The 17,366-nt window shown below is 58.7% G+C and carries 9 protein-coding genes; 4 read left to right on the top strand and 5 right to left on the bottom strand.

Annotation, left to right across the window (positions count from 1 at the left end):
- Positions 1 to 283 precede the first annotated feature (283 nt).
- The 4 genes from lon (at position 284) to ABD842_RS15405 (ending at position 6,317) form a co-directional block, all read left to right on the top strand.
- Complete coding sequence (gene lon / locus ABD842_RS15420; RefSeq protein ID WP_345115810.1) at positions 284 to 2,743, top strand: endopeptidase La; 2,460 nt, start codon at positions 284 to 286, stop codon at positions 2,741 to 2,743.
- Positions 2,744 to 2,854: 111 nt separating this feature from the next.
- Positions 2,855 to 3,919, top strand: coding sequence for a type IX secretion system protein PorQ (gene porQ / locus ABD842_RS15415; protein WP_345115807.1), 1,065 nt, complete (start codon positions 2,855 to 2,857; stop codon positions 3,917 to 3,919).
- A gap of 140 nt (positions 3,920 to 4,059) precedes the next feature.
- The gene (gene hslU, locus ABD842_RS15410) at positions 4,060 to 5,466 is read left to right on the top strand and encodes an ATP-dependent protease ATPase subunit HslU (RefSeq protein ID WP_345115804.1); all 1,407 of its coding nucleotides are present in this window, start codon (positions 4,060 to 4,062) and stop codon (positions 5,464 to 5,466) included.
- Positions 5,467 to 5,585: 119 nt separating this feature from the next.
- Positions 5,586 to 6,317 (top strand): SDR family NAD(P)-dependent oxidoreductase, encoded by a 732-nt coding sequence (locus tag ABD842_RS15405; RefSeq protein WP_345115800.1) that lies wholly within the window; start codon positions 5,586 to 5,588, stop codon positions 6,315 to 6,317.
- Positions 6,318 to 6,422: 105 nt separating this feature from the next.
- Here the strand turns inward: ABD842_RS15405 and ABD842_RS15400 are convergent, their stop codons facing one another.
- The 5 genes from ABD842_RS15400 to ABD842_RS15380 form a co-directional block, all read right to left on the bottom strand.
- On the bottom strand, positions 6,423 to 7,034 hold the full coding sequence (locus ABD842_RS15400) for a hypothetical protein (RefSeq protein WP_345115797.1): 612 nt from the start codon (positions 7,032 to 7,034) through the stop codon (positions 6,423 to 6,425).
- Between the two features lie 43 nt (positions 7,035 to 7,077).
- Complete coding sequence (locus ABD842_RS15395; protein ID WP_345115795.1) at positions 7,078 to 8,763, bottom strand: SusD/RagB family nutrient-binding outer membrane lipoprotein; 1,686 nt, start codon at positions 8,761 to 8,763, stop codon at positions 7,078 to 7,080.
- Positions 8,764 to 8,765: 2 nt separating this feature from the next.
- Positions 8,766 to 12,008, bottom strand: coding sequence for a SusC/RagA family TonB-linked outer membrane protein (locus ABD842_RS15390; protein WP_345115792.1), 3,243 nt, complete (start codon positions 12,006 to 12,008; stop codon positions 8,766 to 8,768).
- 270 nt (positions 12,009 to 12,278) lie between these two features.
- Positions 12,279 to 13,730 (bottom strand): SusD/RagB family nutrient-binding outer membrane lipoprotein, encoded by a 1,452-nt coding sequence (locus ABD842_RS15385; protein WP_345115789.1) that lies wholly within the window; start codon positions 13,728 to 13,730, stop codon positions 12,279 to 12,281.
- 8 nt (positions 13,731 to 13,738) lie between these two features.
- Positions 13,739 to 16,981, bottom strand: coding sequence for a SusC/RagA family TonB-linked outer membrane protein (locus ABD842_RS15380; protein ID WP_345115786.1), 3,243 nt, complete (start codon positions 16,979 to 16,981; stop codon positions 13,739 to 13,741).
- Between the last annotated feature and the right edge of the window lie 385 nt (positions 16,982 to 17,366).

Here is a 17,366-nt window from a genome sequence, read left to right as displayed (position 1 = left end):
GCGCGGCGGGGTTCAAAAATAGTGATTTTCTCATGTAAATTGACCTGCGGCCTTATCTGCCGGAGTGGCCGGAACCTGTGCCGCCTTGTCGGGCCCCGGGCCGAAAATTAGCCGCGGGGCGTGGTGGCATAGCACTTGCCAAAACAGTATCTTCGAAAGCGCCGCTGCCCGCCGGCGCGCCGCTGCCCCGGCAGGCTGTCATTCTGACACCGCCGGCTTCTCCCTTCGCCCGCCCCGAACACCCTCCATTTTGCCGAAATCCGCCCTTTCCTCCCTGCTGCTGATGACCGACGACCCTGCCGAAGTGGTTTCCATTGTGGCCACCGACCCCGATCAGGCTTCGGGGGAGCAGGAGGCACCCGAGATGCTGGCCCTGCTGCCGGTGCGCAACACCGTTCTGTTTCCCGGCGTGGTGCTGCCGGTGACCGTCACCCGCAAAAAGAGCATTCGGCTGGTGCGCAAGGCCTACCGCGGCAACAAGATAGTGGGCGTGGTAGCCCAGAAGAACACCCAGAGCGACGACCCGGCCCTGGCCGACCTGTATCAGGTGGGCACCATGGCCAAGATTCTGAAGCTGCTGGTGCTGCCCGACGGCAACACGACCATCATCATCCAGGGCCAGAGCCGGTTCCAGATCGAGGAGCAAACCCAGGATGTGCCCTACCTGATGGCCCGGGTGAGCTACCTGCCGGAGGTGTTTCCCAGCAAGATGTCGAAGGAAGTGAAGGGCCTGGTGAGCACGCTCAAGGATGCGGCGGCCAAGATGCTCAAGCTCAACCCCGAGATTCCGCAGGAAGCCCAGGTGGCCCTGGATAACATCGAGTCGCCCTCGTTTCTGACCCACTTCCTGTCGTCCAACATCAACGTGGAGGTGGGCCTCAAGCAGAAGCTGCTCGAAATCAACGACGGCGTGGAGCGCGGCACCATGCTGCTGGAAATGATGCTGAAGGAGATTCAGCTGCTCGAAATCAAGCACGAAATCCAGACCAAGGTCCACACCGACATCGACCAGCAGCAGCGCGACTACTTCCTGCGCCAGCAGATCAAGGTGCTCCAGGACGAGCTGGGCTTCGACGGCCCCGACCAGGAGGTGGAAAAGCTGCGCCAGCGCGCCAAAACCAAGAAGTGGCCCGAAGCTGTGGCCAAGCATTTCACCAAGGAGCTCGAGAAGCTGGCCCGGGTGAATCCGCAGGCCGCCGAGTACCCCATCAGCGTCAACTACGTGGAGTTTTTGCTCGACCTGCCCTGGGCCGAGTACACCAAGGACAACTTCAACCTCAAGCGCACCCGCAAAATCCTGGATGCCGACCACTACGGCATGGAAAAGGTGAAGGAGCGCATCATCGAGTACCTGGCCGTGCTCAAGCTCAAGCAGGACCTGAAGGCCCCGATCCTGTGCCTCTACGGCCCGCCCGGCGTAGGCAAAACCAGTCTGGGCAAGTCCATTGCCAAGAGCCTGGGCCGCAAGTACGTGCGCATGAGTCTGGGCGGGGTGCGCGACGAGGCCGAAATCCGGGGCCACCGCAAAACCTACGTAGGCGCCATGCCCGGCCGTATTATCTCCCAGATCAAGAAGTCCGGGGCCTCGAACCCGGTTATCGTGCTCGACGAAATCGACAAGATTGCCTCCGACTTCCGCGGTGACCCTTCCTCGGCGCTGCTCGAAGTGCTGGACCCGGAGCAGAACTCGACCTTCACCGACAACTACCTGGAGGTGGAGTACGACCTGAGCAAGGTGCTCTTCATTGCCACCGCCAACTCGCTGGACACTATCCAGCCCGCCCTGCGCGACCGGATGGAAATCATTGACCTGACGGGCTACACGCTGGAGGAGAAAACCCAGATTGCCAAAAAGCACCTCTGGCCCAAGCAGCTCACCGAACACGGCCTGAGCCTGAAGGACGTGAACATCACCACCGCCGCGCTGCAGCGCGTCATCGACGACTACACCCGCGAGAGTGGGGTGCGCAGCCTGGAGCGCAAGCTGGGGGCCGTTACGCGCAATATTGCCAAGCACAAGGCCATGAAGGAGCCGTTTCCCGAGACGCTGGAGCCCAAGGATATTGCCCGCATCCTGGGCGCGGCCATCTTCGACCGCGACATCTACCAGGACAACGAAACGGCCGGCGTCGTAACCGGCCTGGCCTGGACCAGCGTGGGCGGTGACATCCTGTTTATTGAAAGCCTGCTCAGCCGGGGCCGGGGCAAGCTCACGCTCAGCGGGCAGCTCGGCGACGTGATGAAGGAGTCGGCCGTGACGGCCCTGAGCTACCTGCGCAGCCGGGCCGAGGAGCTGGGCATCGACTACCGCCTCTTCGATCAGTACGACCTGCACATTCACTTCCCCGAGGGCGCCGTACCCAAGGACGGGCCCAGCGCCGGCATTGCCATCTTCACCAGCATTGCGTCGGTGTTTACTCAGCGCAAAATCCGCAGCCACCTGGCCATGACCGGCGAAATCACCCTGCGCGGCAAGGTGCTGCCAGTGGGTGGTATCAAGGAGAAAATCCTGGCCGCCAAGCGCGCCGGGGTGCGCGACATTATTCTGTGCCACAAAAACCGCAAGGACATCGATGAAATTCCGGCCGAATACACCAAGGACCTGCGCATTCACTACGCCGACCGGGTGGACGACGTGCTGAAGGTGGCCCTGCTCGACGAGCTGGTGGCCCACCCCATTAAGCTGGTGGTGCGCGACGAGCCGCTGGGGCAGCTGGCCGGGCCGAGCGTGGAGGTGTCGTAGCTGCAAGCGGAACAAGGCCGCCGCAAGCCGGAATGGTGCCCGGTCTGGGCAATAAAATCCGGCTTGCGGCGTCTTGCTTCGGATACCCCCGAAACCCCGTATCTTAGAGCTATGAATCGACTGTTACGCCGCCCCGCTGTTCATGGGCTTTTTGCCATTGGTCTGACCCTGCTGGCGGCCCGGCCCGCGGCGGCCCAGCTGGGTGGGCAGCGGGCGTTTTCCTTTCTGGAGCTGGCGCCCAGCGCCAAAATAGCGGCCCTGGGCGGCGTCAACGTGTCGGCCCGCGACGCCGACCCATCGATGCTGCTGGCCAACCCGGCCCTGCTCAACGCCGACATGGACGGCCGCCTGGCTTTGACCTACATCGACTACCTGGCCGATATCAAGCAAAGCACGGCGGCTTACGTGTTCAATACCCAGCGCCTGGGCCGCATCGGCGTGGGCCTGACTTACCTGAGCTACGGCAAGTTTGAGCAGTATGACGCGGCGGGTAACAGCCTCGGCACCTTCGAGGTGAATGAATACGCCCTGCAGGGCTCCGACGCTTACACCAGTGGCAACATCACCGTGGGCGGCACGCTCAAGCTGGGCGTGTCGGGCATTGCCGGCAACCATTCGGTGGGGGCCCTGGCCGATGTGGGCGGCATCTTCAAGCACCCTACCCAGGAATTTACCGTGGGTCTGGCCGTAAAAAATGCCGGATTTCAGCTTCGGCCCTACGCCGGGGCCGAGCGGGAGCCCATGCCGCTGAACGTGGAGCTGGGCACTACCTTCAAGCCCGAGCACATGCCGCTGCGCTTCTCCATCACGGCCCACCACCTGCAGCAGCTCGATATCGTGTACCTCGACCCCAACGCCCGCGGGCAGCAGCTGGACGATGGCACGGAGAAAAAGCCCAAGAAAACCCTGGGCGACAAAATCGCGCGGCACTTCGTGGTGGGCGGGGAGCTGATTCTGGGCAAAAACCTCAACCTGCGCGTGGGCTACAACCACCTGCAGCGCCGCGAGCTGCGCCTCGACAACACCTCCGGCGGCGCCGGCCTGAGCTTCGGGGTGATGGTGCGCATCAGCCAGTTTCAGTTCGACTACACCCACGCCTCCATCCAGGCCGCCGGCGGGGCCAACTACTTTACCGTAGCCCGCAATATCGACACGCTCTTTAAAAAGAGTGATTAGCGCAATCCGGACCAGCGGCGGCTGCGTTTCTGAGTTGCTTTCAGTGCTGCAGTACCCACCTGACCTGTGCGGGAGGGAGCTACAGCCGGCAAAAAGTGGTTTTCTTAAGCGCATCCCACCCTTCTTTCCCTATTGCCCCTATGATTGACGCAGCTTCTTTCCTCACGCCCGCGCAGATTGTGGCGGAGCTGGACAAATACATCATCGGTCAGCACGAGGCCAAGCGCCACGTAGCCATTGCCCTGCGCAACCGCTGGCGCCGCCTGCACGCCCCGGCCGACATGCAGCGCGAAATAGTGCCCAACAACATCCTGATGATTGGCTCGACGGGCGTGGGCAAAACCGAAATTGCCCGTCGGCTGGCCAGCATTTCCGGGGCTCCGTTTACCAAGGTGGAGGCGTCCAAGTTCACGGAAGTCGGCTACGTGGGCCGCGACGTGGAAAGCATGGTGCGCGACCTGGTGGAGCAGTCCGTGAACATGGTCAAGCAGCGCCGTAAGGAAGAAGTGAAAGGCCGTGCGGCCCAGGCCGTGGAAGACGTCATCCTCGATGCCCTGATTCCACCCGTCACCGGCAGCAGCGGCGTTAAGCCCTTCGTAGGCTTTGGCGCCGACAGCAACGGGATGCCCGACTCCGACCAGGAGCTGAACGAGCGGACCCGGGAGAAATTCCGGCTCAAAATCCGCAGTGGGGAGCTCGATGAGCGTAAAATTGATATCAAAGTGCAGCAGGGCAGCTCGCCGGGCATTGGCGTCGTGGGTGGCCCCGGTGGAATGGACGAAGCTTCCATGGCCGGGCTGCAGGACATGCTCAGCGGCATGCTGCCCAAGAAAACCCGCAAGCGCAACGTCACCATTGCCGAGGCCCGCAAGCTGCTCTTCGATGAGGAAGCCGCCAAGCTCATCGACATGGACGAGGTCAAGGAGGAAGCCATTCGCCAGGCCGAGAATGCCGGCATTATCTTCATCGACGAAATCGACAAGGTAGCCAGCCGCAGCAATAAGGGTGGGGGTGGGCCCGACGTGAGCCGCGAAGGTGTGCAGCGCGACCTGCTGCCCATCGTGGAGGGCTCGGCCGTGAGCACCAAGTACGGCGTCATCAACACCGACCATATCCTGTTTATTGCCGCCGGCGCCTTCCACGTAGCCAAGCCCAGCGACCTTATTCCGGAGTTGCAGGGCCGTTTTCCCATCCGCGTAGAGCTGCAGAGCCTGACCAAGGACGACTTCTACCTGATCCTGAAAGACCCCAAAAACGCGCTGACCAAGCAGTACCAGGCTCTGCTGCAGGCCGAAGACGTAGAGCTGACCTTCGACGATGCTGCCCTCGAACGCCTGGCCGAAATTGCCTTCGAAGTAAATTCCGAAGTCGAAAACATCGGGGCCCGCCGTCTGAATACGGTCATGAGCCGCCTGCTCAACGACATCCTGTTCGACGTGCCCGACCGGATCAGCGCCAACGCCCGCATCCTCATCACCCGCGAGCTGGTAGAGGAGCGCCTGCGCGAGATGGTCCGCAACCGGGACCTGAGCCAGTACATTCTATAAGCTGAAAAGCTGAAATAAGAAGAGCCGTTCAACGGCAGCTAGGGTCCCCACGTAACGCTGCGGGGATGCTTGCTGCCGTCGAACGGCTCTTCTCGGTTCACTCCTCACCGTACTTTCGCATGCACTACTATATTATTACCGGGGCCAGCCGCGGCTTGGGCAAAGCGCTGGCCGAAGCCATTCTGCGCCAGCCCGGCACCAGCGTCGTGGGCGTGTCGCGGCATGCTACCATCGAGCACGCGCGCTACCGCCACCAGCCCCTCGACCTGTCTGACATCCTGGCGGTGGAGAACAACCTGCACAGAGTTTTTCCGCAGTGGCCTGATGCGGCCAGCGTTACGCTCATCAACAACGCGGCCGTGGTGGGTGAAATCGGCTACCTCGGTGAGCAGCCCAATGAGCACTTCAACTTTGTGTTCGACGTGAACGTCGTGGCGCCGGCCATGCTGATGAACACCTTTCTGCGGACCTACCAGCCGCTGTCGGTGCCGCGCACGGTGCTCAACATCAGCAGCGGTGCGGCCCAGCGGCCCATCGATGGCTGGGCAGCTTACTGCGCCTCCAAAGCGGCGCTGGAGTCGTTGTCGCAGATGGCCCAGAAGGAGCAGCACCTGCGCGGCTCCGGCATCCGGGTGCGCAGCCTGTCGCCGGGCGTTATCGACACCGGCATGCAGCAGCAGATCCGGGCCGCCGATGGCCGGCAGTTCAGCGAGGCCGCCCGTTTTGCCGATTTGCACGCTTCGGGCCAGCTGGCTACGCCCGAAGCCGTGGCGGACAGGATTATCGGCTGGCTGCAGCACCCGGTGCCGGAGCAGGAGCAGGTGGTTTTACGACTGGCGGATCTGCCCTAGCGCGCCCTGCTGAAGTACGATTGAGCAGGTACACCGCATAAAAAACCCGGCTCCATCACTGGAGCCGGGTTTTTTATGCGGTACTCAAAAAGCGGGTTCCCGTGGCTAGGGAGTACGAACAATCTCGGCCACGGCCGCAAAAGGCGCATTGATTTGCGCTCCGGTGATGACCTGGTTGGCGGTCGTGGGCGTCAGAATGATGCGGCGGCCGTCTTCGAGAATGTACTCGAAGGTAAACACGAAGGCATCCGGAGCCGGGGAGGAGCCGGCCAGACGGGGCAGAATGGCGTTTTTGATCAACTGGGTGGGTACCCCGTTAAACAGGCGCATGGTGCCCGCAATGGCGTCATCCCCATTGATGCGTACCGTGGCAGGGAAGCTGTAGTAGGTTCCTACCTTGGAGCGCTGGCTGTAGTCCGTAGAGCCCGCGTTGGTGCGGCGGAAGGTTTTCCATACTTCTACGGCCGCCAGCTTCACGTCCCGCTGGTCGCCGGGGTCGAAGGTGAACTCGATTTCGGGGAGCTCAAATCCGGCCGGGTACGGGGGACGGGTCGTGATTTTGTTGTAGTCGAAAGTCGACTTGCCCTCCGTAAACTTGGGGAAAATGACGGGCGCATACTCCACGTCGGGCATGGGGTCTCTGCTGTCGTCGGTGCAGGCAGAAAGTAGGCTGCCGGTAGAAACCAGGGTAGCCAGGATGATAAAAAGCTTTCTCATGTTGATTTTGAGGCGAAAGGAGGAGGAGAATTCTGTGCCGCCGCTAAGGCAGGTCCCAGAAAATCGGGGTCGTTACCACGTTCGGCTGCGGATCAGCATTCTGGTTGAATTGCAGCTCCGAACGGTCATACGTCAGACGGATCGGGAACGAGCCCTGGCTGATAGTCTGCGGATCATTGTCATCTACCACTCCCGGTCCCAGCGTGGGGCTGTAGGGGTCGCCGGTCATTGCCGCCGCCGGCACCGTGATGTTGGGGTAGCCGGTACGTCGGAAATCCGTGTAGGCATCAGGACCGAAACCAAAGCTGGCGACGTATTTCTCCGTCATAATGGCTTTAATTTTCGCATTGGGCGCTGCATTGTCGTACCGGCCCAGGGCGGCGTTCACGTAGCTGGTGATGGCCGCCTCGCTTATCAGGGGCACCAGCGTGGAAGGTAGCGGTGGCGATGAGCTTGGAATGCCTTCGGCCGTGGCAATGTCGTTCACCTTCTTAAAGCTGGCGCGGATCCCCTCCTCGTAGGCGGTGCGCGCGGCGGCGGTGTTGCCGAGCACCGTCAGCTGCAGCTCGGCCTCCGTAAACTTGCGGCTGAAATACGTGAGCAGGCGCTGGGCCACTACGCCCTTGCCAAATCTGGGGCCGGCGTTGCCTCCGCCGCCGGCATCGTAGCGCCCACCCACCGGATACAGGCCCGGCAGCGTGCGCACACCGGCGTTGTTGGTGGCCCGGTTTATCCCGGTGCTGCCAAAGCGCACCGTTACGAAGTTGCTGTTCAGGGGCTGGTAGTCGGCCAGCGGTGACGGCCCGGTGGCCTGGTTGTAAAAGTAATACTTGATCCGGGGGTCGTTGTTCCGGGTCATCAGGGTGTAGAAGTACACCCCAATTGTATTTTCCCGGGTGGAGTTGACGTAGTCGCCAATGTAGCCGAGGTTGCGGTTGTCAGGCTGGGTCGAGGGTCCGTATTTCAGCTCGAAGTCATCCGTAACCTGCAGCAGCCCGCTGGGCGCGTTCAGCAGGGCGGTGATCTGGGCGGCAAAAGCCGGGTCGTTCTGACGGGTCAGGCGGATCTGGTTGTAGAGCTTCAGCTTCAGCGTCCGGCCAAAGTGGGCCCACTTGTTCAGGTCGCCCGCATACATCAGGTCTTCGCTGCCCATGGTGCGCGACGAGGTCAGCGTCAGCTTGGCCAGGCCGTCGTCGATGAGGCGAAACATATCCGCGTAGATTTCGCTGTCCTTGTCAAACTTAGGGCTGCGGTTGCCAGTGCCATTCAGGGCTTCGGAGTAGGGAATGTTGCCCCACATATCCACCATCTGGCTTACCACGAAGGCCTTTTGCAGCTCGGCCACGCCCACGTAGGACCAGCCCTGCTCAGCCGTACCCTGCCGGATAATCTGCTCGTTGTTGCTCAACATATCCGCATACAGGCCTTGCCACTGCGTGGAAAACGAGTCGCCGGTTTGCTGAAACGTGCCGATGCCGCGCGTGTTGGAAAGCTGCTGCATCAGGGACGCCGTGTACTGGCTCAAACCATTCACGCTAAAACCCATATAAGTGCCCATGGCCACCTGCGTTACGGGCAGCATGTCGCTCAGACGGGCCTGCGACGGGTTCAGGGGGTCGACATTGACGTCAAAGAAGTCGCTGCACCCGGTATTAGTTGCCAGCAGGCCCACCAGGGCCAGGGCAATGGAAGCTTTACGGTAGGTATTCATCGAGGAAAAGGAAGCCATGATTAAAAAGTAACCTGCAGGTTTACACCATACCGCCGCGAAGAAGGCGCGTTGGTGTACTCAAATCCCTGGGCATTGCTGGCCCCGAAGGTGCTGGTCTCAGGATCGAAGTTGGTATACTTGGGCAGGTTCGGCGAGTACCAGTACAGGTTACGGCCCGACAGAGAAACGTTGACGCGGCCAATCGGCGTTTTAGCGAGCAGCGACTGGGGCAGGTCATAGCCCAGCGTTACTTCCCGCAGCCGGACAGTGGTGGCGTCATAAATCGAGAACTCGTCAGCACTGTTGATGGCGGCATTGCCGAAGTACAGGTCGTTGACGGTAATGGCCGTAGTATTTGGCCCGCCACCTTGGCCCTCAATAGGCAGCCGGGTATCCGGGTTGCCATAGACGCCCTTGATGATAACCGTCTTTTCCCGGTCTTCGGTGTCCTTCGTCACGCCCCGACCAATGTATTGCTGAATGGTGGTGCTGTAGATGTCACCGCCCTTGCGGTAGTCGATCAGGGTGTTGAGCGTGAGGCCCTTGAAGGTAAAGGCATTGATGAGGCCCAGGGTGAACTGTGGGTTTGGATTGGCAATTACCTGTGGATCAATGGCCTCGATGATGAAGCCCGTAGCGGGGTTGATGAGGATGTTGCCCCTGTCGTCGCGAGCGGCAACCGAGCCGGTGATTTCCCCATAAGGACGACCCGCAACCTGCAGCGCCCGGGGGCCGCCGGTGAAGGAAGCGCCAATGCCGATGGCGTCAACGTCGGGGCTCAGCTCCTCGATGATGTTTCGGTTGTGCGTGAAGTTGGTGGTGGTGCTCCAGCGGAAATTTTTGAGCTCAACCGGCACCAGCGTCACGGCCAGCTCGACGCCCTTGTTGGAGATGGCGCCGAAGTTGGTCAGCTCGGCCAGGTAGCCAGTGCTGGCTGCCCGCGAGATGGGCGCAATCTGGTTGGTGGTCAGCCGGTCGTAGTAGGTGGCGTTGATCTGCACCCGGTTTTTGAAGAAGTCCAGCTCGATGCCGCCTTCAACCTGGTTGGTGAACTCGGGCGTCAGACCCGGGTTGCTGATAACGTTGCTCAGGGCCAGACCCGGCGTACCCAGGAAGGGGAAGGCACTTTGGCCGGCGTTGTTGCCATACACGGGGTTCACGGCGTAGCGCGTCGGGCCCGCGTCGTAAGGCGAGGCGTCGTTGCCGGTCCGGGCGTAGCCGGCCCGGATTTTACCCAGCGTCAGCCAGGAGTAGTCCAGGCCCAGCGCTTCGGTGAAAATGACCGAGCCATCGACGCTGGGGTAGAAGAAGGAGCGGCCGCTCTGGCCGATGGTACCGTCTTTGTTCAACGTCGAGGAGAAGTCGTTGCGGCCCCCGACCGTCAAAAATGCCCAGTCTTTGTAGCCTACAGTGGCGTTAGCCAATACCCCCAGCAGGCGGCGTTTGGCGAAATCGGCCCCGTTGGAGTTTTTCTCGACCGTGTTGCTGATGTTGTCGATACCAAACACGATGATGTTGTTGCCCGTGAAGGACGTTGCCTCGAAGGTCCGCTGGTTGGCATTCGTTCCCAGAATGGCCTTCAGGCTGATGTCTTCGGTCAGGTTATTATCATACGACAAGAGCAGGGTCTGTTCCAGTTCCGTGTTGCGGATGTTGTCTTCCAGCACGTTGCCCAAGCCCCCGAAACCAACGGAGCCCGGCCGCACCGTCGTACGACGGGCATCGTTATAGGTGTTTACGCCGCCCGAGTAGGACAGCGTGAGCCAGTCTTTGAAGGCATAGCCCATGCGGATGCTGCTGACCGCCCGGTCTACCCGCGACGTGTAGGTGTTGTTGATGGTCGACCAGATGGGGTTGTCGGCCTGGCCCGTGAGCCATCCGAACACCGACGCATTGTTGAGCGGGTTGGTATTAGGCAGGCCCTGCAGGTCCATGTTGCGGGGCATAAACAGCACCCGGGAGAAGGCGGAGGAGTTGCCAATGGCGTTGTTGGCGCCCAGCTGCGGGCCCTGCTGCTCGGAGTTGGTATAAGCGACGTTGCCACCCACCGTGAACTTGTTGAAGCGGCCCGAGCCGCCCGCGCTGATGTTGTTCCGGATAAAGAAGGAATTCGGAATCATGCCCTGGTTGTCCGAGCGCGACAGGACCGCCGTAAAGGTGGCATTGTCGCTGGTGCCGGTGAGCGAAACCGAGTTTTCGAACACGCGGCCCGTGTTGAAGAAGTCCTTGACGTTATCAGCGTAGGGCTGATAAGTAGTCTTCCGGGCCGAATCTCCGCGGAAGCCGAGCACTACATCCGGCTTGTTGAGGTTGTTCGGATTGTTGACCGCGAAGGAGTACGGGTAGTCAATCGTGCGGCCGTCGAAGCGGGGGCCCCAGCTGCCGTTGGTCAGGCCGTAGTTGAATTGGCTGCCTGAGCCGTAAGAGTTCTGGAATTCCGGCAAGCCGGCTATTTTCTCAATCGAATACGAAGAGCTGTAGCCAATCTGCACGCCTTTGGGGCCGCGGTTGCCGTTGCCGGTTTTGGTGGTAATAACAATTACCCCGTTGGCAGCACGTGAGCCGTAAAGAGCCGCGGCCGCGCCACCCTTCAGCACCGTGAGGGAGGCAATGTTGTTCGGGTCAATGTCGGCCGTGCGGCTGGAGTAGGCAGCGCCGCCGCTCAGCTGGTTATCCGAGTTGGTCTGACGGTTGTCATAAGGAATGCCATCCACTACGAACAGGGGCTGGTTGTTGCCCAGCAGCGACGTATTGCCGCGAATGGTAATACGGGCCGAGGAGCCCGGTACCCCGCTCGAGCTGATGATGTTTACGCCCGGAATTTTGCCCTGGAGCGTGCGCAGAACATCGGGCTCCGATTTCTGCACTACCTGTTCGCTTTTGATTTCAGCAACTGCGTAACCCAAAGCCCGCTTTTCCCGCGAAATACCCAGGGCCGTCACGACTACCTCACTCAGCTGCTTGCTGTCGACAGCCAGTGAAATATCAATGGTCTTGCTGGCCCCGATGGGCCGCTCTTCCGACATGTAGCCCAGCTGTTTAAACACCAGGGTGGTGGCATTGTCCGGAACCAGCAGCGTGTAGTTGCCGTCCGCGTTGGTCGCTGTGCCGATAGTAGTGCCTTTGACCAGCACGCTTACGCCCGGCAGCCCTTCGCTGGTACCGGTATCAAGTACTTTACCTGAAATGGCCTTGTTCTGCGCCCAGGAGCGCCCGACAAAAACCAGGGACAGGAATAAACTCAGGAGTATGAGTTTTTTCATGAAGAAAGGGGTAAAAATGAAACAATAGGGTGGAGGGGAGGGAATCTACCTGTATTGCTAAAATTAGTATAAATTTTCTGGCTTCAGGTAGAGTAGCGGCGTGAATATCACGGGTTATTCCAGAAATCCGATTCGTGTAATTGTGGCAACGTGGCCAAGACCACCGTTAGAGTCTGGCGGCGGCCAACCCACCAATATTCGTATTGTACCAACAAAAAAAGGGCTGCCAAATCTGGCAGCCCTTTTTCACTATGGGAAGATGCAAGCTGCTTACAGCTTATCCCAGAAAACTTTGCTGTTCACGTTGTCACCTCCAATAGCGCTGGCAGCAGCGTTATAGTTAGCGGTATTCAGGTTCTGCTCAATAGCTGGATACGTCAACCGGTTTGGAAACTCGGACTTGGCCAGATTGGGCTTGATCAGCTTCGGCGAGTCGAGTCGACGTACTTCACGGTAAGCATCAACCGGCTGGTTGTAGAGAGCTATCCACTGCTGGACACCGATTCTTCTCTTTTGCTCTGCATCCGATGTGCTGGCCGACAGAGCTACCCGTGGCTGAGTTATATAAGTAGCTGCTACTGCTGGAGTATTGCCCCATTCTACGATGGATGCCGTGATACCAGCATTGTAGTGGCTCACTACGGTACCACCTACAGCAAAGCCTCTTCTTACCGCGTCGGCAAGCAGGAACTCAACCTGGGCATACGACATCAGCACACCTGGTGCCGTCTGGACTTCCTGGCGGGTGCCGGGTGCCGAGAAGGCATTGTAGCTGTTCGCATTGCCGTTGACGCCTCCTTTGAAAGTCGTTGCGCCTGGGCCCAGCTTGTAGAAGTCGTCGGTCCGGGGATCAGCAAAGCGATTCAGCGTATCGACCAGGGTAGCCGAAGCTACAAAGTCCTTACGTCCGCTCCGGACCAGATCTTCGAAAACAGGGTTGGAGTTAGGGAAAATGAGGAACGCCAAGTCGATGACGTCAGCATTAGAAGCCAGTGTCTTGCCGGCCGTCTCCTCTGCCATCGTCTGGGCTTTGGCTTTGTCAGCGTCAGCAATTGTCAGTGCCAGACGCAGCTTCAGGGAATTTGCAAATTTCACCCACAGCGCCATGTTGCCGTTGTTGAGCAAGTCAGCACTGGTAGTTACACCAGTGTTGTAACCTGCCGCAGTAGCATCCATCTGACCAATAGCCGTGTTCAGACGACTGATGATGTCCGTGTAGATAGCGGCATCATCGTCGTACTTCGGCTGGGGCTTGCTGAAGTCCAACGCCTCGCTATATGGTACGTCGCCGAAGGTATCTACCAGCGTTGCCCACGTGTAAACCTCCAATACTTCAATGATAGCCAATTGGTTGGCTTTCACTTTAGGATTGTCAATAGTGATGTCCGCAGCAATCAGGGTCTTGGCTTCTTTCAGGTCACGCAGTACGTCGCGGTACAGCGGAGTCCAGAAGTTCTGGGGAATGTTACGCGTGATGAGGTCGTAGCGGCTTTCATCGGCGTAGGTCGTAGCAGCCCATGACTGCACGAAAAAGCGGAACGGGTTGTTGTTGACGCTGCTACTTACTACGGTACGTACCAGGGCACGCTGAGCAGTGGATACAAGCGTGCGGCCTGGTACTACGCTGGCTCGCTTGGGGTCAACGTTGTAGTCGTCCAGGGTGTCCACGCAGGATGTTGCAAGCAACATCGCGGGTAAAGCTAGAAGAAGGGACTTTTTCATTATTCGAATTAGAAGCTGAGTCTGAGGTTAGCACCAACGGTGCGAACAGAAGGATAAGCACCCGACGAGTAGCCTTGGCCAAGGTTGCCCGAGCTCAAAGCCTCTTCCGGATCAGCACCGGGCAAGCTGTTGTTGAAGATGAACAGGTTGCGACCTACCAGGGAGATTTCGGCGCCTTTAACGGCTCCGATCTTCGACATGATAGACTGGGGCAGGGAATAGCTGAGCGTCAGCTCGCGCAGTTTCACGAAGCTGGCGTCATACACGAAAGCAGCCGCTGGGTTAGTGGAGATGCCGTAAGCGGTATGGCCCGTATCACCCGTGTTGTCAGCATAAACGTCGTTCGGCGTGCCGTCAGCCTTTACGCCGGGGAACTTAACGCCACCACCATCAGCTACGTCGCTGCGGGTTTCGTTGCCTTTGTCGTTTTTGCCAACCGTCTCGATGGTCTGACCCGTGTCCATGCCGTAGGCGCGGTCCAGCGAGAACACATCACCACCCTGACGGATGTCGAAAAGGAAGCTGAAAGCCAGACCTTTGTAGGAGAAGGAGTTGGTGATACCAGCAACCCAATCAGGATTTGGGTTGCCAATTACTACGTTAGACGTTGCTGAGCGCAGGTACTGGCCGTCCGCGCCAACCACTTTCTGACCGTTCAGGTACACAAAGTCGGTGCCGCGCAGCGAGCCGTATGGCTGGCCCACCGTGGCGTTGCTCGAAACACCGCCCTGGTAGTTGCCCAGTACAATGTTGTCGGTGCCCTGGAACAGGGAAACCACTTTGTTCTGGTTCTTGGTCCAGTTTGCGTTGACCGTCCAGTTGAAGGCATCCGTGCGGATTGGCGATATGAAAGTCGTCAATTCTATGCCACGGTTGCGAACCTCACCCGAATTCACGAAGCGGGAGCTATAACCGGTAGCGGTGGAAAGCTCAACTGCGAAAATCTGATCAAGGGTGCGCTGCTGATACACGGTTGCGTCGAAGCCAAGGCGGCTTTGCAGGAAGGCCATTTCAACGCCCACTTCAATTGCCTTGGTTCTCTCCGGAACCAGATCCACGTTGTTTTTGGTACTTGGTACCGAGAAGAGCGGAATAGAGCCGAAAGCCGTTGGCTTGTCGTACACGTCCAGGATGCTCTGGATTGGGGCACCCTGACCTACTTCGGCGTAGTTGGCCCGCAGCTTGCCATACGACAGCCACGTAGCATCTTTCATCATTTCCGAGAACACGAAGTTAGCCGCTACCGAAGGGTAGATGAAGGCGTTCTTCTTCTCAGGCAGGGTGGTCGACTTGTCGCGGCGAACCGTAGCATCCACGAAAATCATTTCGCGGAAGCCAATGGTAGCGCTGGCAAAAACGCCATCTACACCACGCTTCGACTCGTCTTCCGCAGGCGGAAGAGGTGGGTTAAGCGAGTTACCGATCGTGTACAGGTCCGGAACTACCAGGCCACCGTTGGTGGTAGCGCGGATAGATTTGAAAGCTTCACGACGGACGTTGACACCAACCAGGCCACGCAGGGAAATGCTCTCGGTAACGTTCTTGTTGAAGTTGCCGATCAGGTCGTAGTTGGCCTCACGAGCCGTACGGTTGAAGCGGGTGTACGAAGGAATAGCGGTCGTGTTGGAACCAACAGCGATACGCTCTTCCTGCTGCTCATCGTACGTATCCAGGGTTACGCGGCCCAGTACGTTAAACCAATCGGTTACTTTGTACGTGGTGGCTACGTTGCCGAACGTACGGAAACGCTCATCCTGCTGGAAGTTGCGGTTACGCGTCCAGTAGGGGTTGTTCCAGTAGAACGAGCTGCTGTTGCCGGGACCGTTCAGGTTCCAGCCGGCGTTCCGGCCCTGGAAGTCATAAGCAGCCTTCTGCTCCTTGATATCAACGTTGGTCTGCCACCACTGACGGAACATGGTCATGGGGTTAGAACCGTTGGCTCCATCGTAGCCGGTGCCGTAGCGGCCTTTGCCGTCTACGCGGGTGAAGTTCACCGCAGCACTGGTCGTCAGCTTAGGCGTCAGGTTAAAGGAAGCAGCGAAGTTGACAATGTTTTTGCCCACGCGGCTGTTTGGCAGCACGCCCTTGTCAACTACATTGTTGTACCCCAGCTTGAAGTAGCCGTTGTCGCTGCCACCATCAATAGAGAAGCTGTTGTTGGTCGTGATAGCCGTTTCAAAGAACGTAGTAGGGTCATTTTCAGCCGCTACCCATGGCGTAGCTTTGCCGAAGTTAGGGTTGCCGGGAGCGAAGGCATTCCACTGGAAAACCTGCAGATTCCGGTCGAAACGAGCACCCATCGAAGCATCGGCATCCAACTGAGGATACAGATCAACGACGCCGTCACCGTTCAGATCAGCTTCGTTGAAGTAAGGGTTGACGCTCGAATCACCGATGCGGCCGTAGCCGGCACCGTATTCTTTCTGGTGCTCAATGAACGTGTCTTTGTTGATGCGGCCCGCCGTGATACCGGTGTTGATGGTAACACCGAGACCTTTACGGCCTTTCTTGGTGGTGATGAGGATAACGCCGTTGGCGGCCCGCTCACCATAGAGAGCCGTAGCAGCAGCACCTTTCAGTACCGTCATGGTTGCAATGTCGTCCGGGTTTACGTCGGCGCCAGCGTTGCCATAATCGTAACCACCTGCTCCGCGCTGCTGACCAGCCGTGTTGGTGTTCGAGTTGCTGATCGGAACTCCGTCCACTACGAACAGAGCCTGGTTGTTACCCGTAATCGACTTCGTGCCGCGGATAACTACGTTGGACGAGCCACCCAGCGTGTTGCTCTGACGCACGGTCAGACCAGCCACTTTGCCCGACAGGCCGTTGATGAAGTTAGGGTTACGGGCTTTGGTGATTTCGGTACCCTCCACCTGCGTAGCCGAGTAGGCCAGCGAGTTGCGGGTTCTTTCAATGCCCAGAGCCGTTACTACTACTTCGCCCAGCTGCTTCGAGTCAACGCCCAAGCCGATGTCGATAGTAGAAGCAGTGCCAATCGGACGATCTACCGAGATGTAACCGATAGACGTGAACGAGAGAGTCGTTGCAGACGCCGGTACGTTCAGGGTGTAGGTACCATCCGAATTTGTGGAGGCCCCGATGGTAGTGCCCTTCACGAGGACCGTAACACCAGGCAGCCCCTGCCCGTTCGCACGGTCAGTGACGCGCCCTGAAATGGCTCTATCCTGCGCGATGGCCTGCTGCAACAGGCTAGTCATCAGCAGGATGACCATAAATAGTAGTTTTTTCATTTGACTGTTTGTTTGGTGAGTGAAAGGGTGAAAAAAAGATTGTAAAAGTGGGCGAATAGGCAAGTATAGAGGGAAAAATGCCATTTAGCAACTTTTAGGCAACATAGCCGGCGGAATGACCCGCTGCTTTCCCAGAAAGTTTGTCCGTTCAGCTGTTGGAGCTTTCGGTCCATACACTGAGGCTTCTCCGCACACCCTTGCACCTAAAGTTAAACATTATTATAACAGAAAAGCCTCCCTGATTTGCAGGAAGGCTTTTGCAAGTGGAAGTATATATAGTGCTAGGGCGTGTTCTCAAGAACGTTCGGCATGGCAAAGTCGTAATAGGCTTATTTTCAAGATGAATGCTGACCGTACGTTGCTCACCGATAATCATTGGGCACTG

It is taken from the genome of Hymenobacter algoricola, assembly GCF_039539525.1.
Taxonomy (GTDB): Bacteria; Bacteroidota; Bacteroidia; order Cytophagales; family Hymenobacteraceae; genus Hymenobacter; species Hymenobacter algoricola.
Note: the sequence above shows the minus strand (reverse complement) of the source record. Positions and strands in the feature narration are given on the sequence as shown.